This window comes from Flavobacterium plurextorum, from assembly GCF_002217395.1.
Taxonomy (GTDB): domain Bacteria; phylum Bacteroidota; class Bacteroidia; order Flavobacteriales; family Flavobacteriaceae; genus Flavobacterium; species Flavobacterium plurextorum.
The window spans coordinates 21,872-44,386 of the sequence record NZ_MUHD01000042.1; the positions used below are offsets into that span (position 1 = coordinate 21,872).

22 protein-coding genes are annotated in these 22,515 nt (G+C 32.7%); 12 read left to right on the plus strand and 10 right to left on the minus strand.

Annotated features, from left to right (window positions below; all coding sequences use genetic code 11):
• Positions 1-5: 5 nt before the first annotated feature.
• Complete coding sequence (locus tag B0A81_RS19235) at positions 6-425, minus strand: DUF417 family protein (RefSeq protein WP_089059507.1); 420 nt, start codon at positions 423-425, stop codon at positions 6-8.
• A gap of 604 nt (positions 426-1,029) precedes the next feature.
• Here B0A81_RS19235 and leuC point away from each other — a divergent pair.
• The 5 genes from leuC (at position 1,030) to leuB (ending at position 6,847) form a co-directional block, all read left to right on the plus strand.
• Positions 1,030-2,424, plus strand: coding sequence for a 3-isopropylmalate dehydratase large subunit (gene leuC, locus B0A81_RS19240; RefSeq protein ID WP_089059508.1), 1,395 nt, complete (start codon positions 1,030-1,032; stop codon positions 2,422-2,424).
• Between the two features lie 171 nt (positions 2,425-2,595).
• A complete protein-coding gene (gene leuD / locus B0A81_RS19245; RefSeq protein ID WP_089059509.1) occupies positions 2,596-3,192 on the plus strand; it encodes a 3-isopropylmalate dehydratase small subunit in 597 nt (198 codons plus the stop codon).
• A gap of 120 nt (positions 3,193-3,312) precedes the next feature.
• Complete coding sequence (locus B0A81_RS19250) at positions 3,313-4,101, plus strand: methyltransferase domain-containing protein (RefSeq protein WP_089059510.1); 789 nt, start codon at positions 3,313-3,315, stop codon at positions 4,099-4,101.
• Between the two features lie 50 nt (positions 4,102-4,151).
• Complete coding sequence (locus B0A81_RS19255) at positions 4,152-5,672, plus strand: alpha-isopropylmalate synthase regulatory domain-containing protein (RefSeq protein ID WP_089059511.1); 1,521 nt, start codon at positions 4,152-4,154, stop codon at positions 5,670-5,672.
• Positions 5,673-5,791: 119 nt separating this feature from the next.
• The gene (gene leuB / locus B0A81_RS19260) at positions 5,792-6,847 is read left to right on the plus strand and encodes a 3-isopropylmalate dehydrogenase (RefSeq protein WP_089059512.1); all 1,056 of its coding nucleotides are present in this window, start codon (positions 5,792-5,794) and stop codon (positions 6,845-6,847) included.
• Positions 6,848-6,984: 137 nt separating this feature from the next.
• Here the strand turns inward: leuB and B0A81_RS19265 are convergent, their stop codons facing one another.
• On the minus strand, positions 6,985-7,335 hold the full coding sequence (locus B0A81_RS19265) for an RNA recognition motif domain-containing protein (protein WP_089053747.1): 351 nt from the start codon (positions 7,333-7,335) through the stop codon (positions 6,985-6,987).
• A 126-nt stretch (positions 7,336-7,461) separates the two neighbouring features.
• The gene (locus tag B0A81_RS19270; RefSeq protein ID WP_089059570.1) at positions 7,462-7,953 is read right to left on the minus strand and encodes a DUF6252 family protein; all 492 of its coding nucleotides are present in this window, start codon (positions 7,951-7,953) and stop codon (positions 7,462-7,464) included.
• 198 nt (positions 7,954-8,151) lie between these two features.
• Between B0A81_RS19270 and B0A81_RS19275 the strand changes: the two genes are divergently transcribed.
• The 3 genes from B0A81_RS19275 to B0A81_RS19285 all read left to right on the plus strand — a co-directional run bounded on the left by B0A81_RS19275 (position 8,152) and on the right by B0A81_RS19285 (position 10,035).
• Positions 8,152-8,715, plus strand: coding sequence for a 30S ribosomal protein S16 (locus B0A81_RS19275; protein WP_089053745.1), 564 nt, complete (start codon positions 8,152-8,154; stop codon positions 8,713-8,715).
• Between the two features lie 15 nt (positions 8,716-8,730).
• A complete protein-coding gene (rimM, locus tag B0A81_RS19280) occupies positions 8,731-9,255 on the plus strand; it encodes a ribosome maturation factor RimM (RefSeq protein WP_089059513.1) in 525 nt (174 codons plus the stop codon).
• Positions 9,256-9,327: 72 nt separating this feature from the next.
• Positions 9,328-10,035 carry a tRNA1(Val) (adenine(37)-N6)-methyltransferase gene (locus B0A81_RS19285; protein WP_089059514.1) on the plus strand — a complete coding sequence of 236 codons (708 nt, stop codon included), beginning with the start codon at positions 9,328-9,330 and terminating at the stop codon, positions 10,033-10,035.
• Between the two features lie 9 nt (positions 10,036-10,044).
• On the opposite strand, the gene B0A81_RS19290 is transcribed toward B0A81_RS19285, so the two are convergent.
• The 6 genes from B0A81_RS19290 to B0A81_RS19325 form a co-directional block, all read right to left on the minus strand.
• On the minus strand, positions 10,045-11,298 hold the full coding sequence (locus B0A81_RS19290) for a carboxypeptidase-like regulatory domain-containing protein (RefSeq protein ID WP_089059515.1): 1,254 nt from the start codon (positions 11,296-11,298) through the stop codon (positions 10,045-10,047).
• On the minus strand, positions 11,299-12,948 hold the full coding sequence (locus B0A81_RS19295) for a S41 family peptidase (RefSeq protein ID WP_089059516.1): 1,650 nt from the start codon (positions 12,946-12,948) through the stop codon (positions 11,299-11,301).
• Between the two features lie 44 nt (positions 12,949-12,992).
• On the minus strand, positions 12,993-14,288 hold the full coding sequence (locus tag B0A81_RS19300) for an HlyD family secretion protein (RefSeq protein ID WP_089059517.1): 1,296 nt from the start codon (positions 14,286-14,288) through the stop codon (positions 12,993-12,995).
• 2 nt (positions 14,289-14,290) lie between these two features.
• Positions 14,291-16,483, minus strand: coding sequence for a peptidase domain-containing ABC transporter (locus tag B0A81_RS19305; protein WP_089059518.1), 2,193 nt, complete (start codon positions 16,481-16,483; stop codon positions 14,291-14,293).
• Between the two features lie 179 nt (positions 16,484-16,662).
• A complete protein-coding gene (locus B0A81_RS19310; protein WP_089059519.1) occupies positions 16,663-16,854 on the minus strand; it encodes a hypothetical protein in 192 nt (63 codons plus the stop codon).
• An 846-nt stretch (positions 16,855-17,700) separates the two neighbouring features.
• Positions 17,701-19,260, minus strand: coding sequence for a vitamin K epoxide reductase family protein (locus tag B0A81_RS19325; RefSeq protein ID WP_089059522.1), 1,560 nt, complete (start codon positions 19,258-19,260; stop codon positions 17,701-17,703).
• A gap of 492 nt (positions 19,261-19,752) precedes the next feature.
• Here B0A81_RS19325 and B0A81_RS21770 point away from each other — a divergent pair, with 492 nt between their 5' ends.
• The 4 genes from B0A81_RS21770 (at position 19,753) to B0A81_RS21775 (ending at position 20,599) form a co-directional block, all read left to right on the plus strand.
• Positions 19,753-19,902 carry an rSAM-modified peptide gene (locus B0A81_RS21770; protein ID WP_089059523.1) on the plus strand — a complete coding sequence of 50 codons (150 nt, stop codon included), beginning with the start codon at positions 19,753-19,755 and terminating at the stop codon, positions 19,900-19,902.
• An 84-nt stretch (positions 19,903-19,986) separates the two neighbouring features.
• Complete coding sequence (locus B0A81_RS19335) at positions 19,987-20,142, plus strand: rSAM-modified peptide (protein ID WP_089059524.1); 156 nt, start codon at positions 19,987-19,989, stop codon at positions 20,140-20,142.
• Positions 20,143-20,208: 66 nt separating this feature from the next.
• Positions 20,209-20,358 (plus strand): rSAM-modified peptide, encoded by a 150-nt coding sequence (locus tag B0A81_RS19340; RefSeq protein ID WP_089059525.1) that lies wholly within the window; start codon positions 20,209-20,211, stop codon positions 20,356-20,358.
• Between the two features lie 79 nt (positions 20,359-20,437).
• A complete protein-coding gene (locus B0A81_RS21775; protein WP_089059526.1) occupies positions 20,438-20,599 on the plus strand; it encodes an rSAM-modified peptide in 162 nt (53 codons plus the stop codon).
• A gap of 39 nt (positions 20,600-20,638) precedes the next feature.
• On the opposite strand, the gene B0A81_RS19350 is transcribed toward B0A81_RS21775, so the two are convergent.
• Entirely contained in the window at positions 20,639-22,402 is a 1,764-nt protein-coding gene (locus tag B0A81_RS19350; protein WP_089059527.1) for an AraC family transcriptional regulator, read from the minus strand.
• Between the last annotated feature and the right edge of the window lie 113 nt (positions 22,403-22,515).

A 22,515-nucleotide genomic window follows, 5' to 3' on the forward strand; every position in this document is an offset into this window, starting at 1 on the left:
TTATTTTATTCGTTCCCTTTTACACAAACCATTAACGAAATTGCCAGATACGGAATATCTTTTAAAATAAAAAAATCAGTTACAGGAAAGCCTTCTACACTTTTAAAAACACTCGGAGTTGTAATTAAAAAACTCAATGTTGTAATAAATATAATGGCAGAAGCACAACCGGCATAAAGACCGATTCTCTTAACAAATAAAGAAGCAAGCAATCCTAACCCAGTAAGAACTTCAAAAATTCCGATGAAATTAGAAACCTGCTGCACTGACATAACTTTATACATCCAGCTCATTGCAAAATGATTCTCGACTAAGCCTTTTATTGCTTCGGCTTCGACAACAGTGAATTTGAAAAGACCTACCCAGATTAAAATAATTACAGTTCCTAAAACTCCCAATGTGTAAGCAAATTGATTTAAATTCATGACATATTTAATTAAAATTAGAAGCTTCAATATTATAAGTTCTTTTTAAAAGTAATTGTCAGCTAGTTGTCACAATCGATCAATTTTACCAATTATGATATTATAGTTTTCATTTAATTTCATTCTAAAAAACAAAAAAATACACTTCTTGGATGTCGTATTATTTTATCTAAAAAAAGACATGGAAAACGTTTCTAAAATCTAATCCTAAATGGTTCTAAAAGTGTTTAATCACGTGATTTCGAAATCAAAAAAAAGAAACCAAAACTACTAATTATTACTATTTTTACTCAATTTGTTACATATTTTCAAACAAAACCCTCTTTTTTACAGCGATTTTGAAATAAATTTGCAAACTATCAAAACAAAAAACAATTCAGCACGATTTAAGAAAAAAAAGAAAAACAAAATCAATTCCTTACACATTTTTAGATAAAAATTGAACACAAAAAAAGCCGTTTCGCAATTTGTATTTTAGTTTGGGTATCGTATATAATGAAATATTGAAATTGACGCCCTTGTATCTTTTTTTACTTTTGTTTTGCTATTATAATGAACAGGAAAATGCTGTAGTTATAGAAATTACATTTAAAAAAAATAAAAAATGAGTAAGACATTATTTGACAAAGTATGGGATTCACATGTAGTGCGTAAAATTGAAGATGGACCAGATGTGTTTTTTATTGACCGCCATTTCATTCATGAAGTTACGAGTCCTGTTGCTTTTTTAGGATTAAAATCAAGAGGCGTTAACGTTTTATACCCACAACGTACTTTTGCAACTGCAGATCACAATACACCAACCATAAACCAACATTTACCAGTTCAGGATCCTTTATCTGCAAACCAGCTTCAAGCTCTTGAAGATAATGCTACAGAATACGGAATTTCACACTGGGGATTAGGTCACCAAAAAAATGGAATTGTACACGTAGTTGGTCCTGAAAACGGAATTACTTTGCCAGGTGCTACTATTGTTTGCGGTGATTCGCATACTTCTACTCACGGTGCTTTTGGAGCAATTGCTTTTGGTATTGGAACTTCGGAGGTTGAGATGGTGCTTTCTACACAATGTATTATGCAGCCAAAACCAAAGAAAATGCGTATTAACGTAAATGGTCAATTAAGCAAAGGTGTTGGTCCAAAAGATGTTGCACTTTATATTATTGCTCAGTTAACTACTTCTGGAGGTACAGGATATTTTGTTGAATATGCTGGTGATGTTTTTGAAAACATGACCATGGAAGGTCGTATGACAGTTTGTAATTTAAGTATCGAAATGGGGGCTCGTGGAGGAATGATCGCTCCTGACCAAACGACTTTCGATTTCCTTGAAGGAAGACTTTACGCTCCAAAAGGCGAAGCTTGGACTAAAGCTGTTGAATACTGGAAAACTTTAAAAACAGATGCTGATGCAGTTTTTGATGCTGAATTAAACATCAAGGCTTCAGACATTGAACCAATGATTACTTATGGTACTAATCCTGGAATGGGAATTGGTATCTCAAAACATATTCCAAGTGCAAAAGAAGTTGAAGGCGGTGAGGAAACTTACAAAAAATCTTTAGCTTATATGGGCTTCCACGAAGATGATGTGATGATTGGAAAACCAATTGATTATGTTTTCTTAGGAAGTTGTACAAACGGACGTATTGAAGATTTTAGAGCTTTCGCTGAAATTGTAAAAGGAAGAAAAAAAGCAGATAATGTTACAGCTTGGTTAGTTCCAGGTTCTCACGTTGTTGAAGCTCAGATTAAAGAAGAAGGCATTTTAGACATTCTAACTGAAGCTGGTTTCGTACTACGTCAGCCGGGTTGTTCTGCTTGTTTAGCAATGAACGATGATAAAGTTCCTGCCGGAAAATATGCAGTAAGTACTTCAAACAGAAACTTTGAAGGTCGTCAAGGTCCTGGATCAAGAACACTATTAGCAAGTCCGATTATGGCCGCTGCTGCTGCTGTTACAGGAAAACTAACAGATCCGAGAGAGCTTTTTTAAAGATTTAGGAATGAAGATTAACGATTTTCGATTTCAGATTTCGATACACTTCATTAAAAAATCTTCTAAAATTTCAATTTACATTTTACAAAAAAACATTAACGATTACAATTTTAAGATACAACAACAAATCTAAAATCAGAAATCGTTAATCTAAAATCAAAAATCAAAATGGCATACGATAAATTTAATATACTTACCAGCAGTGCAGTGCCGCTGCCAATTGAGAACGTAGATACAGATCAAATTATCCCGGCTCGTTTCTTAAAGGCTACAAAACGTGAAGGTTTTGGAGACAACCTTTTTAGAGACTGGAGATACAACGGAGACGATACTCCAAAAGCTGATTTCGTTTTAAACAATTCTACTTATTCAGGAAAAATCCTTGTTGGAGGAAAAAACTTTGGCTCAGGATCTTCAAGAGAACATGCTGCTTGGGCAGTTTACGATTACGGTTTTAGAGCTGTAGTTTCAAGTTTCTTTGCAGATATCTTTAAAGGAAACTGTTTGAATATTGGTGTTCTGCCAGTTCAGGTGAGTCCTGAATTTGCAGACACGATCTTTAAAGCAATCGAAGCGGATCCAAATACGCAACTAGAAATTAACTTGCCAAACCAAACAATTACTCTATTGTCAACAGGCGAGCAAGAATCTTTCGCTATTAACGGCTACAAAAAGAACAACATGATTAATGGTTTTGACGACATTGATTATTTACAAAATATTAAAGAAGATATTGTGGCTTTCGCCGATAAGCTTCCGTATTAATAAAATCTCGTTCGATCTATTAGACCCGACAGGTTTTTGAAACCTGTCGGGTCTTTCTAAATTAAATTGACCGAAGCTATGTTTTAGAAAATAAGTTTTAAAAAACAATCCCATTTGTAAATGAAAGGCAATAAACATATTGAAAGAGATGAAAATGCAGCAAAAACATTCGACAATAGAAGTTTAGCAAAAGACTATAAAAATCTGATTCAGATTTTAAAACCAGGAATGACCATTTTAGATATTGGCTGCGGAACTGGTTCTATTTCAAAAGACATTGCAAATAACATTGGCCCTACCGGAAAAGTTATTGGAATTGACAATACAGCTAGCTTTATAAAAAGCGGACAGGAATCTTATCAATCGGTTTCTAATTTAGAATTAATTCCTCTTGATTTATTTGAATATAATCCTGATTTAAAATTTGATTTAATTGTTTCTGCCAGAACATTACAATGGCTAAGCAATCCGAAAGAAGCTTTAATAAAAATGAAATCGTTACTGAAGCCAAACGGACAAATATCAATTTTAGATTACGATCATACCAATTTAATATGGAATCCGCTGCCACCAGAAAGCATGCAAGAGTTTTACAAAACTTTTTTAAAATGGAGACAAGACGCGGGAATGAATAATAAAATTGCTGAAGACTTACCAGAATTACTAAAAGATGCAGGCTTTCATTCTATTGAGAAAATAAATTCTGATGAAGTTTATAAACGGGAAGATTTAGATTTTAAATCAAAAATAGGAATTTGGTCAAAAGTAGCCAGCTCAACACAAATGGTTAAAGAAGGTTATCTAGAGAATGATTTGAGATTAAAAGCCATTGAAGAATATGATAATTGGATTGAAAACTCAGCATTTTCAATGACAATGAAGTTAAATGAAGTAAGAGGAAAAGTATAACAACAACACTACTAAAAATTTCACTTTTAAAAAGAAATTTAGAAAAGGACATGGAAAAAAGAAAAATTGAAATAATGGATACGACGCTCCGCGATGGTGAACAAACCTCAGGAGTCTCTTTTTCTGCTGCAGAAAAACTAACCATTGCACAATTGTTGTTGGAGGAATTAAATATTGATAGAATCGAAATTGCCTCGGCACGTGTAAGCGAAGGAGAATTTCAGGCTGTAAAAGGCATTACTTCTTGGGCTGAAGAAAGAGGATATATTAACAGAATCGAAGTACTGTCGTTTGTTGACGGAGGCGTTTCAATTGAATGGATGAAAAAAGCCGGTGCCAAAGTGCAAAATTTATTGACCAAAGGCTCAATGAATCACTTAACACATCAATTAAAGAAAACTCCGGAACAGCATTTTTCTGAAATTGCTCAAATCATCGCTTTAGCAAAAGAAAACAATATTGAAACCAATGTTTACTTGGAAGATTGGAGCAACGGAATGCGAAATTCACCAGAATACGTTTTTCAATTTCTGGATTTCTTGTCAACTCAGCCAATAAAAAGAATATTACTTCCTGATACTTTAGGCGTTTTAATTCCGTCATTAGCATTTGAATTTATTTCAAAAATCAGAGTTAAATATCCGCAGATTCATTTTGATTTTCATGCGCACAACGATTACGATTTAAGTGTTGCCAATGTCATGGAAGCTATAAAAGCAGGTATAAACGGACTCCACGTTACAGTAAACGGAATGGGAGAACGAGCTGGAAATGCACCGCTTGAAAGTACGGTTGCCGTAATCAATGATTACCTGCCAGAAGTAAGCATTAACATCAAAGAAACATCTTTATATACCGTTAGCAAACTGGTTGAAACTTTTACCGGATATAGAATTCCAGCAAATAAACCAATTGTAGGTGACAATGTTTTTACACAAACCGCAGGAATTCACGCTGATGGTGACAATAAAAACAATCTATATTTTAATGACTTACTTCCAGAACGTTTTGGAAGAAAAAGAAAATACGCTTTAGGAAAAACTTCTGGAAAAGCCAATATCGAAAAAAATCTTCAGGAATTAGGTTTAAAACTAAATCAGGCAGATTTGAAATTGGTTACCCAAAGAATTATTGAACTTGGCGATAAAAAAGAAACCGTAACCAAAGAGGATCTTCCATACATTATTTCAGATGTTTTGGACAGTCATACTTACGAAGAAAAAATAAAAATTGAGTCCTATATATTAGTACACTCAAAAGGAATGCGTCCGTCTACGACTTTATGCTTAAAATTTGGCGACGAAATCATCGAAGAAAACGCACAAGGAGATGGTCAGTTTGATGCTTTTATGAATGCTTTGTCTAAGATTTACAAAAGTAAAAAACTAACGCTTCCAAAATTAATAGATTATGCAGTAAGAATCCCGCCGGGAAGCAGCTCTGACGCGTTGTGCGAAACCATTATCACATGGGTCAACAACGGAAAAGAATTCAAAACCCGAGGATTAGATTCTGATCAAACTGTTGCAGCGATTATAGCAACGCAAAAAATGCTGAATGTAATTGCTTAATAGAGGCACAAAGGTTCAAAGTTACAGAGCAACAAAGGTTTTAATCTTTGTCATTTGAAACCTTTGAACCTTTGCGCCTTTCTCACTATGAACCTTAAAAAATAATAAATACTTATAAAATGAAATTTAACATAGCCCTTTTAGCCGGAGACGGAATCGGACCAGAAGTAATAAATGAAGCTGTAAAAGTATCTGATGCTATTGCTCAAAAATTTGGCCATGAAATTACTTGGAAACCAGCTTTAACTGGTGCTGCAGCAATTGATGCTGTAGGCGAACCTTATCCAGATTCAACTCACGAAGTTTGTAAAAATGCTGATGCCGTTCTTTTTGGAGCGATTGGCCACCCTAAATATGATAACGATCCTTCTGCTCCAGTACGACCAGAGCAAGGTTTACTAAAAATGCGTAAAGCATTAGGTTTGTTCGCAAACGTAAGACCTACTTTTACGTTCCCTTCATTATTAGACAAATCTCCATTAAAAAGAGAAAGAATCGAAGGAACCGACTTAGTTTTCTTAAGAGAATTAACTGGCGGAATTTACTTTGGAGAAAAAGGAAGAAAAGACAACGGAGATACTGCTTACGACAATTGTGTTTACACAAGAGCGGAAGTACAGCGTTTAGCCAAAAAAGGCTTCGAATTAGCGATGACAAGAAGCAAAAAATTATGCTGCGTTGACAAAGCAAACGTTTTAGAAACTTCACGCTTATGGAGAGAAACAGTTCAGGCAATGGAAAAAGATTATCCAGAAGTTGAAGTTAGCTACGAATTTGTTGATGCTGTAGCAATGCGTTTGGTTCAATGGCCAAACTCTTATGATGTATTAATTACAGAAAACTTATTTGGAGATATTTTAACAGACGAAGCTTCTGTAATTTCAGGTTCAATGGGATTAATGCCTTCTGCTTCTATGGGAGCTGAAGTATCTTTGTTTGAACCAATTCACGGTTCTTATCCGCAAGCAACAGGATTGAACATCGCTAACCCAATGGCTACAATTTTATCTGCTGCTATGATGTTCGAAAACTTCGGATTAATGGAAGAAGGAAAAGCAATGAGAGATGCTGTGAACAAGGCTTTAGAAGCAGGAATAGTTACCGAAGATTTAGCTGATGGAGGCAAAGCATATGGCACTAAAGAAGTTGGTGACTGGTTAGCTGCTAATGTATAAATATGTTTATCGTAGAGGCGTACTGCAGTGCGTCTCCTCGGTATGTTAGACGCACTGCAGTGCGCTTACAGAAAAATTACAACATAAAAAAAGGGATCAACTTTCGTTGATCCCTTTTATATATTTAGAAAAAAATATTAATATCCTCCTCTGTTACCACCACGGTCGTTTCCACCACGGTTGTTTCCGTAACCTCCGCGAGAATCACCTCCACGGTTGTTATTGAAGCTTCTTCTTTCACCTTCAGGTTTTGGTTCAGATTTATTTACAACAATTGTACGACCTTGAACAGTAGCTCCGTTCAACTCATCAATTGCTTTTTGAGCTTCAGCATCGTTTGGCATCTCTACGAAACCAAAACCTTTGCTTCTTCCAGTAAATTTATCAGTGATAATTTTAACTGAATCTACTGCTCCATAAGCCTCGAAAGACTCTCTTAAATCTGCTTCCTCAATACTGAATGGAAGGCTTCCAACAAAAATGTTCATATGTACTTATTTATAATAATGTAGCAAATGTAGTCTTATTTTTCTGTAATCTACTATATATTAGTTTATTTATGTTTTTATTTTGATTTTAATAATCACCTTATAGAATCTGTGCCTGACAAAAATCTACAAATGATTTTCTGTAGTACTCACTTCAATCGGCACTTTATAAAAGACTCCTTCTTTAAAGTTAATCTTGGGTTTTTCAATATTACTTTCGTCATCATTTTCTGCAGTAAATTTAAACGTTCCAGAAATTGTATGATTTACATTATCATAATCAGTAATAACAATCTGTCCGCTGCCTTTATCTGTACCTGTTGAAAATGCAGACACATCTGTCGACAGTTTATTTTCGTATAATGCCTTAGAAAACTCATCATTACCCAGAGTAAAAGTCTGCTTTGCAGTCGAAGCCATTTGCAAAGTAACTTTTTCATATCCTAAAGAACCTTCTACCACTATACTGCCGTTTTCTCCTAAGTGTGCTTTATAACTTTGAGCTCTCCAAAAAACATTTTCTTTTAAGGCTTGAAAAGCAGGATTATTGAACTTTACATCATCTGTACAAGATGCGACAATAAAAAAAAGCGATAAAAAATAAAAATATCTTTTCATATCTAAGTCAATTTGAGGCAAAAATACCGCATTAAGAGATAATTGCCTCAATAATACTATCAAAAAAGGCAAAAAAACAATAAAATTGGATCCAAAATGCATTTAATACTTTTTGAAACGTATTATTGCTAAAAAAATTATATCTTTGCGCCCTTAATTAATAGAGGTCGAGTACCTCAAAATTTAATCAATAAGATTATGTCAGTAAAAATTAGATTACAAAGACACGGTAAAAAAGGAAAACCTTTTTACTGGGTTGTAGCTGCAGATGCACGCTCAAAAAGAGATGGTAAATACTTAGAGAAAATCGGTACTTACAATCCAAACACTAACCCAGCAACTATCGACTTAAACCTTGATAGTGCAGTTAAATGGTTACACAATGGTGCTCAACCAACTGATACTGCTAGAGCAATTCTTTCTTACAAAGGTGCTTTATTGAAACACCACCTTGATGGAGGTATTCGTAAAGGTGCTTTAACTCAAGAACAAGCTGATGCTAAATTAGCTGCTTGGTTAGAGGCTAAAGCTGGAAAAGTTGATGCTAAAAAAGATGGTTTAACAAAAGCTCAAGCTGATGTTAAAGCTAAAGCTTTGAAAGCTGAAAAAGAAGTTAACGCTAAACGTTTAGCTGCTGCGGCTCAGGCTGAAGCTGATGCTATCGCTGCTGCAACTCCTGCAGTTGAAGAAGTTGCTGAAGTAGAAGCATCTACTGAAGAAGCTCCTGCTGCTGAAGAGAATAACGAAACAACTGAAGCATAATTTTAGCTAGCGATAATGCGTAAAGAAGAATGTTTTTATTTAGGTAAAATCGCTAAAAAATTTAGTTTCAAAGGTGAAGTCTTGGCTTATTTAGACACAGACGAACCTGAGTTATACGAAAATCTGGAATCAGTGTTTGTTGAATGCAACAAACACTTGGTTCCTTTTTTTATTGAAACAAGTTCTTTACACAAAAACGACTTTCTTAGAATTCGTTTTGAAGATGTAAATACCGAAGAAGATGCAGATGCTTTAATTGGCAATCCTATTTATCTTCCTTTAACAATGCTGCCTAAACTTTCTGGCAACAAATTCTATTTTCACGAAGTTATTGGTTTCGAAATCGAAGACCAGCGCTTAGGTGTATTTGGAAAAATAGCAGCTGTAAACGACACTACTGCACAACCACTTTTTGAAGTTTTAAATGGCGAAATCGAAATGCTGATTCCGATGATCGATCAATTCCTTGTAAAAATTGACCGCGAAAACAAAAAAGTGATCATGAACTTACCTGAAGGTTTAGTTGAAATGTACCTTTAAAAAAGTGTTCAGTTTTGAGTGTTCAGTTTTCATCTGAAATCAAAAATCATTAATATACAATCCTTAACCAAGATGTTTTCATTCAAGCAATTCTCTGTTCAACAAGATAAAACCGCAATGAAAGTAGGTACTGATGGCGTTTTGTTAGGCTCTTGGGCTCCAATAAATCATAATCCTTTTAGCATTTTAGACATTGGCGCAGGAACTGGAATTATTGCATTGATGCTTGCACAACGAACAAATGCGGAACAAATTGATGCACTTGAAATTGATGAAGACGCATATGAACAAGCGGTAGAAAATTTCGAAAACTCTCCTTGGGGCGATCGTTTATTTTGCTTTCATGCTGGTTTAGATGAATTTATAGAAGAACCGGAAGACGAATATGACTTAATTGTTTCCAATCCGCCTTTTTATGCTGAAGATTACAAAACAGAGAATGAACAACGTGATTTAGCACGTTTTCAAGACGCAATGCCTTTTGAAGAAATTGTTGAAGCAGCTGATTTACTTTTATCCGAAAATGGAATTTTAGCTTTAATTCTTCCCTTTAAAGAAGAAGAAAAATTCATCCGATTAGCAAAAGAATCAGAATTATATCCGATAAAAATAACGCGTGTAAAAGGAACTCCAAAATCTGAAATCAAACGCAGTCTATTAGCTTTTAGCCGAAATGAAACGTCAGAAATCGAAATCAATGAATTAACAATTGAAATCGATCGTCACGTTTATACTCCAGAATATATTGAGCTTACAAAGGATTTTTATCTGAAAATGTAAATCTTAAAATTAAATCTTTTTATTCTCGATTATAAAATTATTATTATTCCAATATTCCAGATCTTCAACAAATTTCGCATCTAATTTCAGTCGATCAATTGGACGTTTTATAGCCGATACATTTTCTGTAATAATATCTTCTGACATTAAATCATAATTTGAATAGACAGTGCTTATTTGCTTTTTACTTGATTGTGAAAAATAATTGCTTTCTACTTTTTCATTACAATAATTAATAAAATAGCGTCCGTTGACATTTTTGTAGGTTTGGGTAATCTTCAGCGACGATTCTATTGTGATATCATCATTATCGTTTGATCTGTCTTTTTTTAAAACCACATATTGCTCAAATTTCACGATCGCAAAAGAATCTGTTTCGATATAAATAAACCCTATTGCAGATTGAGGTGCGGGATTTCCAAAACCAGTAGAAAAAACAGTTGGATTCAAATTTGTAAAACTAATTACATAGACCTTTTTACCACCATAAGTCGTTATCCCTTCTTTCTTTAATTCAAAGTTTTTTGTTTCATAAAGCAAATTCTGATTGCTTAACATTATGTTTCTAAAAATTATAACTCCAAAATACCCTATCCCTTTCCAATTTTCATTTGATACTGAATCTGATTTTTTTCGAAACTGCACTATTTCTCCAAAATAATTGGCCGCAGCATCATCTGAAACTTTAATTCCGTTTGGACTGAAGGTATTAATTGACGCTTCTTCGTTGATAGTAAAAACACCATCTTTATTGGTTTGAGATCTAAAAAAGAATTTCTGATTGAATGGTTTTTGATAATAATTACTTTGAATATTTTCTTTTGATTTCTTTAAAATTGCTGTTGCAGACAGGTTGTTTGGTTTCTTTTTAGCAGAAACAATAATCATTTCATTTAATAAAACCTCAGCTTCTTTTTCTTTATTCAATTTGATCAGCAGTGGTTCCTTTTGCATTTTTTCAAGTGCAGCAACTTCAATTGTATCCGAATAATACCCTAAAGCCGAAATAATCAATTTATCATTAAAACTGCCTTTAGAAATATTGAATTGAAAATTTCCTTCTGAGTTGGCAACTACACTTTTATTGCAATTAAGAAGATAAAGATCTGCATTTGCAATTACAAAATCTGATTTTGAATCTTTAACAGTTCCGGAAATACTAAACGAATCATATAACTTATTCGATTTCTGCGAATACAAAACGTATTGAAGCAACAAAAACAAGATCAAAATTCCTTGTTTGATTTTTATTTTTGACTCCATTTATTTACCTGATTTTGCAAATATAATCGCTCGATCTAGGATCTCATCTCTACCTTGCTGAATTCCTAAAATGGTTGATTTAACTTCAATATTAGGAACAATTCCTATACGCTGTGCTTCTTTTTTGTTTGGGTAAAAAACACCATAGCAAGTAAAAGATGAAGAAAATCCTTTTATTATACCAAACTTATAATTGGTGCCATCAGCTCCTCCTGTCTGACTGCCAATAACGGTTACATTTGGAGCAGTCTTCAGTGCCATCGCCGTAAACTCTCCATGACTTACTGTATTTTCATCAACCAAAACAATTACTTTTCCTTTATAATAATCTGGATTATTTTTTCCACATTTTCTAATATCTGGATTCCATACAAAGCGTCCTGGAAAACTAATATCAGGATCTAAATATCTTGCAAATTCTTTCTCTTGAGGATTCAACCAATCTGAAAGAGCAAACATTACATCATGAGGTCTCTTTCTGTCATCAAAAATAATAGCATTGGTATTTTTAAGCTCTGCAATCAAATCTGGAATATTCTCAACAGCAACCGCATCAAAATTTACGTATCCAATATTCCCTTCCAAAACTTTCCATTTTTCTTGAGTGGGTAATTTAATTTTTAAATCTTTGTATTTATAACGGTTTATTGATTTAACTGCTGTTTTTCCATCGCGAATAAATTCAATTTCAAATGAAGTCGTTTTACCATTAAAAACAGCCCAATAAGCATTTTTCAAAACTGATGGCTCGTTTGATCCTTCAACATATTTCCGATTGTCATTTAAAATTGAAGCGATCGTCTTTCCGTCAACTTTGGTAATTACATCTCCTATTTTTAAGTCATTAACTTTTGCAAGTGAATCATTTTTTAAACTGATAACAACTGCTTTCTGATCAATTATTTTAATATCAACCGGAATAAATTTATCTCCAAAATACTCTAACAACTGCGGCACTTGTGTTGAAGCATGTGTATCATTTAACTTTATAGAGATTTCTCTAATGGCCAATCCAAAGTCTTTCTCAGATTCTGGAGCAATAATTCTTGGCAGAAACTCACTTAATACTTTATCCCAATTTTGATCCATTTGATACTTATAGGGAAAGAAATATTCAACGTAATTCCAATATCGGAATAATATCAAAAGACGAAGATTTTTATCGGTCCATTTAAAATCTGCATATTTAATTTCGTTATTAAATTTTAAAGGCATTCCGTCACCACGACCAAAATCAACATAAAACTGCTTGCCCTGAATTCTGTTTTCTTTAATGAATTCAAGCTTTTTTGAAAGTGATTTCGAGAACAAATCACTTTTTGAAATCCAGGATAAATCGAAGTTCTTATCAAAATATTCCTTTTTCTCTGCTGCTTTTACAACTTCCTGTTTTTTAATTTCTCCCAAAGAAACAATCCAGTTTTCAAGTACTGACGAAAATGCTTCTGCTGATTGTGCTTCTTCTACTTTTGGCAAAATTTGAAATAATTGTTCATCCCAATTTTTGCTTCCATCAACAACATTAGGATGATAATACTTTAAAAAGCCCCAGACTTTACAAGTTGCGGCCAGCTTTTGAGTTTCGGTTATGGGTTTTGAATGAGAATATTGAAATATTAGAATGATAATAGTAAGTAAAATTCTTTTCATTATAAAAATTGGGGCTTGGTTAATTACGGGTTTCGGGGTTAATTTTAAACTTGTTCAAAAATACTTTTAAACTGATATAATATTCTCTCGATTAATCGAAGATCTTCTGTTACAATTTCGGCACTTCCTTTCATTTCCTGCTGAAATACGATTTGCTTTTTATAGGATGTTTCTAATCCGTTTGGCAGTTCAACATCTAGCAATATATTTCCATCTTTATCTGGCACCAAAGAAATATTACGGATTTTACCTTTAAGAACACCAAATTCTCTATCTGGAAAATTAGCTAAACGTATATTTACTCTTTGTCCAACTTTTATCTTTCCCGAATTTAATGCCGGTGCTTTTACTTTTCCAATGAAGCCGTTTTTAGCATCTGGAATAATCGAAAAAACATTGTCTCCTGCATTTATTGTTTGATTTTCTGTCCAAACTTGTAAAAAAGTAACCGTTCCGCTGATAGACGATTTTAGTGTATAGGTCAGTTCCCAGTCCTTAATCACTTTTTTAAGCTGATAAAATGACTGCGCCATGTTTCGTCCCAAGTTTACTTCCTCTTTAGTGCTGTTAATCTGCGAATTCTGACTTGATTTTGTGTTATCAATCAAAGAGGACTTTAATTGTGAAATTGAAGCTAAAAGACCTCGATAATTCTTCTGCGCCTGCAGAAAATTCAATTTTTTTGCTTCCATTTCTTGAGCCGAAATAATTCCTTTTGCAAAAAGAACTTCAAAACGTGCAACTTCATTTTTTTGAAGCTGAAGTTCGCTTTCGTTTATCACTTTTTGCTGCTGAAGAATATCTAATCTTTCTTTTATTTGAATTTTCTCAGAAACTTGCGCTCTGTTCTCAATAGCAAATGGCTGCAAATCATGATTTAATTCCTGAGCTTGATAGTCTTTTTGAAAAACTGCGTATGCACTTTCAATTTCACCCAATTGTGTGTTTTTTAATTGTGCAAAAGGAAATTCTTTTTTAGGATCATTAATATTGTAGCTGTCCATTATGCTTTTTAGTAAAAAAACATCTTTATAATTGGCTGTGTTTTCAATTATTGCCAGCGTTGTATTCTTAGAAACGATTGTTTTATCTTTAACTAAAATGGCTTCAATCCTTCCAGAAGATTTTGATACTATTTTTTCTGGCGGAATATTGGTTGTGATTACAATTTCGGTATTTACAACATCTGGATACTTTATAAACCAGGAAACAAAAAAAAGAAGGAGTATAATTGCAAATATTAAAACTGTTCCCCATCGAATCATCCAATGCGGTACTTTGGTTAGAATATCTTGAACTTCTTCGCTTCTTAATTCGAATGTGTTATGCTCGTCTGCCATAATTAATTTCCTAACTGCAATTGATTTTTAACCAATTCAAAATAATTTCCTTTTTGCTCTACTAAAGATGTATGAGATCCTATTTCTATAATTTTTCCTTTATCCAAAACTACAATTTGGTCTGCATTCATAACTGTACTTAATCTATGCGCAATTACTACTACTGTTTTATTTTCAAAAAACAGACCTAACTTTCTCATTATTTCTTTCTCATTATTTGCATCCAAAGCTGATGTTGCTTCATCAAAAAATAAAATCTCGGGATCTTTATAAACAGCTCTTGCAATTAATAATCTTTGCTTCTGTCCGGTGCTCATTCCTACACCTTCTGCTCCAACTTTTGTGTTATAACCAAGAGGAAGTTCACTGATATATTCTTTAATATTGGCCACATCAGCCGCATAAACCAATCGTTCTTTATTAATTACATCAACTCCAAAAGCAATATTATTTGCAATGGTATCGCTAAAAATAAAGCCTTCCTGCATTACAGCACCAATATTAGAACGCCATGCTTTTTGAGAAATATTTTTCAACTGCGAATTTCCAATAGTGATCTCTCCTTTTTCGGGTTCATAAAACTTAAGCAGCAACTTCATCAAAGTAGTTTTACCGCTTCCGCTGACGCCCACTATAGCGGTTATTTTATTTGGCGGAATCACAAGACTTAAATTATCCAAAACAGGAATATCAGATCCTAAATAACGATATGAAATATTCTTGATTTCTATTGGAGCATCAAAAGGAACATCATTTGTTTGATGAACTTCTTGCTGTGTTTCATCTTCTTTCTCATGAATTTCAGATAATCTTGCCAATGATATTTTGGCATCCTGCAGTTCTCGAACAAATTCAATAAGCTGTGTTACCGGCCCATTTAAACTTCCAACAATCGAACTGATGGCCAGCATCATACCCAATGTAATTGAACCGTCGATAACTAATTTTGCCGACAAAAAGATGATGAAGATATTTTTTAATTCGTTGATAACCGAGGAACCAATTGTTTGTGTCTGCTCCAAAACCAAACCTTTTATCGAAACTCTAAATAATCTAGCCTGCACATATTCCCAACCCCAGCGCTTTTGTTTTTCGGCATTGTGGAGTTTAATTTCCTGCATTCCGTTTATAAGCTCCATCACTTTGCTTTGCTCTTGAGAAACCTCGGCAAAACGTTTATAATCTAAAATTTCTCTACGTTTTAAAAACAAAGTTATCCATCCAAAATAAAGAAGACTTCCAACAAAAAAAACTAAGAATATCTTTAGATTAAAATAAGCTAAAACTGCTCCCATTACAAACATATTTATAACAGAAAACAAGACGTTTAATGAAGATGTGGTTAGGATTTTCTCAATTCGACGGTGGTCATTTATACGCTGCATAATATCACCCGTCATTCGAACATCAAAAAATGAAATAGGCAGATTCATTAATTTAATAAAGAAATCTGAAATAAGTGAAATATTGATACGGGTTGAAAGATGCAGTAAAATCCAACTCCGTATAAGTTCTAAACCTGTTCTTCCGGCAAATAGAAATAACTGCGCAAAAAGAATTAAATAAATAAAATGTATGTTCTGATTTTGTATTCCAATATCGACAATACTTTGCGTTAGGAATGGAAAAATAAGCTGTAGTAAAGTGCTTGCCAACAAACCTATCGACAATTGAATCAAAAATGATTTATAGCGAAGCACATATTGTGAAAGCAATCCAAACCCCAAACCTTTACCGTCTTCTTTATCAAATTCAGATTGAAAAAACTTTGGTGTGGCTTCAATCAATAAAGCGATTCCTTCTTGAGTCGAATCATCGGCGTTGTTTCCAATCCAAAATTTAAGAAAATCCTGTTTATTATATTCAATTAAACCAAAAGCGGGATCTGATATATAATAAGTATCTTTTTTAATTTTATAAAGTACTACATAATGGTTTTTATTCCAATGTAAAATGCACGGAAGGGGCGCTTCTTCTAATCGTTCTGCATTTAATTTTACGCCTAAAGTTCTAAAACCAATTTTTTCAGCTGCATCACTCAAAAAAAGCAAATTGCTCCCCTCACGAGTCGTCTCGCTTGCATCGCGCAACTCCTGAATATTAATTGTTTTACCGTAATGTTTAGCTATGATCTTTAAACATGTTGGTCCGCAATCTTTAAAATCTGCTTGTTTATAACTGGTGAATTTTTTCAACTCTACTATTTGGGTTTATTCATAACAATATTATACAAAAAATCTTAAAATATAAATCAGGTTTTAATTAAACAGCTAAACTTTTCCTTTTATAATTAATTTTCAACTAATCTATAAAAAAGCAAGAAAGCTTTGTTTAAAAACAACAAAGCTTTCTTTACTTTAAATATATTTTATGTTTAGCTGTCCAGCAGACAACTTTCCTCGATAACTGAGGCACAAGTTTCGCCATCAGCTGGACGTATAATACCTGCAAAAATACCTGTTCCTGGACAATAACAAGCCTCAACTCCAGGACCTCCGCCCATAATGTTTTTCTTTTCTTTAACACCTAAAACTTCAATACCAATTAAATCTTTTAATTTTTTCATGATTTGTTTTTTTGATTTGTTAATACTTCAATCATTTTAAGACAGTTGAAGCCTCTGTCTGTCTAACTTAAAAACATCGTAGTATTTTTATTACTATTAAATTCTGCGGCAAAAAAAAGAGAGAATTAATTCTCTCCTAAATATTCAATTTTATTAGTAATACCAACTTTCTCTAGGAGATGGCACTTGATCAGCCCTAACCAAATAAAACTAACCCAGTGACCACTTTTCCTGAGAATCCCAACACCAATCATCAATGTGGGGATATTTGCTCAATGTTCCACGATCGAGCGCCTACAAATTAAAAAAAACATGACTAAATTTTAAAAAAGGCTGTATGTATATTACTTTTAAATAATTTCAAAAAAACTAGCAGCAAAGACGATTTGTATCGCAGATACCTGCTTCAGTATTTATTGGACATGTCCCACCACTTGGTATCAACACGCATCCGGCTTCAATTGCAAATACCCAGCATTCTGGAATACCTCCTTTTATCGTTTTTTGCTCATTTTTACTAATATGCTGAGCATGTTTCAGATTTAAAATTTTCTTTAACATAACTATTTAAATTTATTTTCGAATCTTTTACAATTGCGCTATCTTAATTTACGCTGGCGTAATTCAAATCTAACGAGTAATACTCGGCACAATCTTCAAAGGTCAAACCAGATCTGCTATACCATGTGTCACATTTTGAAGTAGCTTCTTTAACGTTTGTACCTACTATTGTTTTTTGTTCACTGGCAGTAATCTCTTGTGATCCTTCCAGATTTAGAATGTTTTTTAACATAACTCTTGATTTATTCGGTTTGGGGGGGAACTCTATTTTTATTCTATTTGAAACTAAGCTGTTTTTTCAAGAACCGCTTCTTTCTGTTCTGCAAAATCATTTAAAAAATACTTCAATTCATTTAGCTCATATTCACTTGGAAACAAGCCCTCATTTACAATTTTTACTGGAGTATAATTGAAGTTATTTTTAGAACACCATTCATACTGTTTATTTATTTCCTGCTTAACAATCATACTAACGGAATCAACAGGCCATTTTTTTAACCATTTTTTAAGATTCATTTTTTTAATATGCCAATCTGAAATTGCTTCGACTGTTTTTCCTGGAGTTGATCTGTTTATTGACAAAAGCCTTTCGACAACAACTTTATACGGATTATCGACATTCTCTGGATTAACATTAAACAATACGTTCAAAAATATTTTATCAGGAAATTTCAAAACTAAGTCAAAAGCTTCTTGAAATGTTTTATGACAGTGTACACAACTTGGACTTACAATTACAGTAAGTTTTACGGCGGCACTTCTATTTCCAAAATTTAATCCTCTTAAATCTTCAAGTCCGTTGGTATAAGAAACTTTCTTAGACAAGAAATCAAGTAATGAATAATTTCTTTTAAACTTCTTTAGCTCTTTTAAAGTGTTTTCATTATTAAGAACATTTTTAGCAATTGATTTTATAACATACCAAATTGGCACCAAAAGAATTAAAGAAAAAAGAAATGGAAAAATCGCCTCGAAACTAAAATTCAAAGTAAACAAGTCTGATGAAAACCAAATTAAACTTTGCGTAAAAATCAAGAACGAAACCATTAAACACATTACACACCATTTTTGAAGTTCAAATTTTTGAATCCATATAGATGATACAATTACTGGAATTGCTAATAAACTCAAGAATCCAACAAAAACAGATGAACTTAAAGGCTGTACTAAAATTGCTATAAATGACGCTCCAAAGAAAAGCAGCGGGAGATCAGAAAAACTAATCCATTTATCACTATAATTTTCATCAAAATTTAGTACTGAGCTGCATGATGAATTTGCACTTAGATTACAAAATTTCGAAATAATGCCATTTTTAAAACCTAGTTTTTCCTGAACAATTAAAATACTAACAACTAATCCTAAAGCCGAGGTTAGTAAAAATATACTGCTGTATAAAGTATATGCATTATAAAAGAACGATAACCCTGCTAAAAGTAAAAATGGCAAGAAGTATTTTAATCCGCTCAATTCAACTTTTAAATTTTCTCTTGCAACTACATTATTAGGTTCGATTGCTACAATTACTCCATTCCAATCTAAAAGAAACTTATCATACGATATTTTTTGAACTCCTTTTTTAATGGTACTAATTCGAACAAAGTTTTTTGCTCTCTCAACTAATGTTAATTCATCTTTAAAATAAGCCAAAAAATTAGAAGGCAAATCAACGATCTGCTCTTTAGAAACTCTTACTGCTGCATTCTCAATTGACAACAAATCGAAAGAATCTGTTATCGCAAATAAACTTGGATAATTAGGATGAGAAAGAAACAAATCCTTAAACTCATTTTTCACTTCCGAGTATCTGTTTATTTGGAGAAATTTTTGAATAAGTTTTAACATTCTTTGGACTGGTTTAAATCATAATTACAGTACAAATATTGCTGTTTTTATTCGAAAAATAATCCTAAAAGTACACATTTTATCAATTATACTACATACAATTTATAAATTATAACTAGTACAATACAATACACAACTATTTACAATACAAGTAGTTATCAAGCCAAACAGTCACTCAAAAAGCTCAAAACACCAATTTCGATCAAGGGTTTCTCATTTTATCTAGTTTTGACAAATCAGAAAACTTAAAATGCAAAAACATGACAAATCATAAACTAAAATTCGAAGATTTCTGAGTAAAAAAAACTACTTAAAAATCAAAAAAACAAGGTTCAAAAAGAGGTTTTCCTGCCCCCGAAAATTCTCAAAATGATCTGCGAAAAGCAAATATTGAGTTGTAAAATCAGCCAAAAAACTTTCCCAAAAAACTCCAAATCTTGACAAAGGCCTACTTCATTTATTAAAAAAATAGTAACCCTAAAACATCAAATCATGTCAAATCTGAAACTAAAATTCGAAGATTTTCAAGGAGAAAAGTTATCTAAAAAACAACAAAAAAGAGTCCAAGGAGGAGAAATTATACTGCCGCCTCCACCGCCGCCTATTGATCCTGGAAAAGGAGGATTGGGAGGCGTAAATTAAAAAACGTCCTAATACAAACTCCAAATCTCGATTAAACACCTGCCCCTGTTTTAAAAAAATCCACAACCCTAAAAACATTAAAACATGTCAAATCAAAAATTAAAATTCGAAGATTTTCAAGTAGAGAAATTATCTAAAACCCATCAAAAAGCGATAAGAGGAGGAGATGGCACTGATTTAGATATAATTCCGCCGCCACCGGTTGACCCAGGAAAAGGAGGATGCGGAGGCGTTGCGTAAAAGCAGCTAACTATTCTAAATAAAATACCCCACTTTAAAAACCCACAACACTAAAAATAGTAAATCATGTCAAATCAAAAATTAAAATTCGAGGACTTTCAAGGAGAAAAAATTTCTAAGAATCAGCAAAAAACAGTAAGAGGAGGAGATGATCCAAATCCACCACCACCGCCGCCTATTGATCCAGGAAAAGGAGGATTGGGAGGCGCTACTTAAAAAAATGCCCGAAACGAACTAAGCCCCAATCAAAAACCTACACTTTATTTTAAATCCACAACACTAAATATATCAAAACATGTCAAATCAAAAATTAAAATTCGAAGATTTTCAAGGAGAAGAATTATCTAAAAACCATCTAAAAGCAGTAAAAGGAGGAGGAGAAAATGATACTGATGAACAATCACCTGATGCTATACCTGTTGATCCTGGAAAAGGAGGCGGCGGAGGTGCTTTATAAAATTTGAATCACAGAAATGGTTATCTCAAATAACTATTATTAAATATTATTCGCAAATTGAGCTGGAGATACTCCAGTTCTTTTGCGAAACGATTTTGCAAAAGAAACTGCATTTTTAAAACCAACACTTTCTGCAATAGCTTGTGTAGAATATTTTCGGTACATATGGTTCGTAATCATTTCATTGATTACGTAATTAATTTTCAACTCATTAGAATATTCTCCAAATGATTTACCAAATCGTTTATTAACTACATAAGACAAATAAGTTGTGTTTGTTTTTATTTTCTTTGCTACATAAGGCAAGGTAAAATCAGCATTTAAGTACTCTAACTTGTTCTCAAGAGCTAATAGTTTTTCGACAATTTTATTTTCTTTAGCCTCGTCGATGCTCAGAGTAATATTTTCTTTTTTGAGCTGTGCTTCTTCTAATTCAAGAACTTCTTCTTGTATTTCTGGCTGCGGTTCAACTAATTCGCTGTTATTTTTCTTCTCAATATTTGCTTTAAATTCTTCTATTAAAGCATTCATTTTTTTATGTGCCTTATTTTTATCTCTAATGTTTTTAATTAAAAGAAATACAACACTTACAAAGATTAATACATAAAAAACCTTAAGACCTCTATTTATTAGGACTTCATTTTTATACCTTTCTTCAATAGTAACCATTTCATCAGTAAGGTTGTTTACACCTTGTTTATAGTTAACTTCTAAAGCTTCGGCACTTAATTTTTCCTCAAACTTCTCATAATTATCCAAGTAAATTCTTGAATGTTTATAAGCAAGTTCTGGTTTGTTTTGAATATTGTAAATTTTAGCTTGGTAATAATTTGATTTTAAATAATCAATAGCATTCGAATTTGTAATTGCAGAAATCGAGTCACATTTTTTAAAAAAAACTAATGCTCTGTCGTACTGTTTAGTTGTAAAATAAATATCACCTAAATTATAATTGGCAATACACAATATGTCTTTCTGATTATTTTGATTGGATAAAAACACAACATCATAATATGTTTTTTCAGCATTTTTATAATCGCCCTTCCAGTTGTAGACATTCCCTAAACTTAATTTTGCTACTATTTTATTAGAAGCAAAATTTTGAGAATAATTTATGGTTTTCTTATAGTAATATTCTGCCGAATCAAGTAAATACCTCTTACTTGAATTTTTCATAAAGTAACTTTCATAGGAACTCGCCAAACTCCGATTGAGGTTACTTTTAAGATTTAAAAACTGATCTTTACTAAAAACGTTTTCATTTTCATCAATAAATCGATCAATTTGCTTTACATTCTTAATTGCTAATTGATAGTTTCCTACTGCTTCATTCACTAACGAAATATTCATTTTGAACTTAACAAGCTGTTTTACATCATTAATTTGTAAAGACAACTTCATTCCTTCTTGATAAATTTCAAGAGCTTTTGCATAATTACCTCGATAGGCCTCAGCCAAACCTCCATAATTATAAACGTAAGATCTTAGTTGTGTTTTTTCTTTTGAGTCTGGTATTTTCTCTAAATATTGTAATGCTGCTTTATATCTTTCTTGAGACCTTTTTGAATCACCTTTAGCTTGAAAAATAGCGGTCATCGATCCATTTGCAAAAGCCAAATGCTTGTAATCTTTCGATTTAGCCATTTGCGAGGCATATACAAGAGCACTATCGACATTTGCGTTGAAATTTAGTCGGATTTTTTCTTGTAATAGTAAATACTCCTTTTCACTCATTACATTTGACTCTTGAGCAAATGCGCTATTTAGAACAAAAAAAAGTAGAAAAGAGATGATCAGCCTCATTCAATTTATGTTTTTGGAATCTCAAAATTAGGTTATAAATTATCAATAAACTAAAAATAATTTACCTTATTTGTGATTATTTTGTAACTAATATGTATAAATGTAACAATTTT

Bases quoted from the DNA above. Each gene is read 5' to 3' on its own strand.
- leuB (WP_089059512.1), top strand. From the start codon at position 5,792: ATGAAATTTAACATAGCCCTTTTAGCCGGAGACGGAATCGGACCAGAA.
- B0A81_RS19255 (WP_089059511.1), top strand. From the start codon at position 4,152: ATGGAAAAAAGAAAAATTGAAATAATGGATACGACGCTCCGCGATGGT.
- B0A81_RS21770 (WP_089059523.1), top strand. From the start codon at position 19,753: ATGTCAAATCTGAAACTAAAATTCGAAGATTTTCAAGGAGAAAAGTTA.
- B0A81_RS19235 (WP_089059507.1), bottom strand. From the start codon at position 425: ATGAATTTAAATCAATTTGCTTACACATTGGGAGTTTTAGGAACTGTA.
- B0A81_RS19335 (WP_089059524.1), top strand. From the start codon at position 19,987: ATGTCAAATCAAAAATTAAAATTCGAAGATTTTCAAGTAGAGAAATTA.
- B0A81_RS19270 (WP_089059570.1), bottom strand. From the start codon at position 7,953: ATGAAAAGATATTTTTATTTTTTATCGCTTTTTTTTATTGTCGCATCT.
- rimM (WP_089059513.1), top strand. From the start codon at position 8,731: ATGCGTAAAGAAGAATGTTTTTATTTAGGTAAAATCGCTAAAAAATTT.
- B0A81_RS19310 (WP_089059519.1), bottom strand. From the start codon at position 16,854: ATGAAAAAATTAAAAGATTTAATTGGTATTGAAGTTTTAGGTGTTAAA.
- leuC (WP_089059508.1), top strand. From the start codon at position 1,030: ATGAGTAAGACATTATTTGACAAAGTATGGGATTCACATGTAGTGCGT.
- B0A81_RS19265 (WP_089053747.1), bottom strand. From the start codon at position 7,335: ATGAACATTTTTGTTGGAAGCCTTCCATTCAGTATTGAGGAAGCAGAT.
- B0A81_RS19300 (WP_089059517.1), bottom strand. From the start codon at position 14,288: ATGGCAGACGAGCATAACACATTCGAATTAAGAAGCGAAGAAGTTCAA.
- leuD (WP_089059509.1), top strand. From the start codon at position 2,596: ATGGCATACGATAAATTTAATATACTTACCAGCAGTGCAGTGCCGCTG.
- B0A81_RS19350 (WP_089059527.1), bottom strand. From the start codon at position 22,402: ATGAGGCTGATCATCTCTTTTCTACTTTTTTTTGTTCTAAATAGCGCA.
- B0A81_RS19290 (WP_089059515.1), bottom strand. From the start codon at position 11,298: ATGGAGTCAAAAATAAAAATCAAACAAGGAATTTTGATCTTGTTTTTG.
- B0A81_RS19285 (WP_089059514.1), top strand. From the start codon at position 9,328: ATGTTTTCATTCAAGCAATTCTCTGTTCAACAAGATAAAACCGCAATG.
- B0A81_RS19275 (WP_089053745.1), top strand. From the start codon at position 8,152: ATGTCAGTAAAAATTAGATTACAAAGACACGGTAAAAAAGGAAAACCT.
- B0A81_RS19325 (WP_089059522.1), bottom strand. From the start codon at position 19,260: ATGTTAAAACTTATTCAAAAATTTCTCCAAATAAACAGATACTCGGAA.
- B0A81_RS19340 (WP_089059525.1), top strand. From the start codon at position 20,209: ATGTCAAATCAAAAATTAAAATTCGAGGACTTTCAAGGAGAAAAAATT.
- B0A81_RS19295 (WP_089059516.1), bottom strand. From the start codon at position 12,948: ATGAAAAGAATTTTACTTACTATTATCATTCTAATATTTCAATATTCT.
- B0A81_RS19250 (WP_089059510.1), top strand. From the start codon at position 3,313: ATGAAAGGCAATAAACATATTGAAAGAGATGAAAATGCAGCAAAAACA.
- B0A81_RS21775 (WP_089059526.1), top strand. From the start codon at position 20,438: ATGTCAAATCAAAAATTAAAATTCGAAGATTTTCAAGGAGAAGAATTA.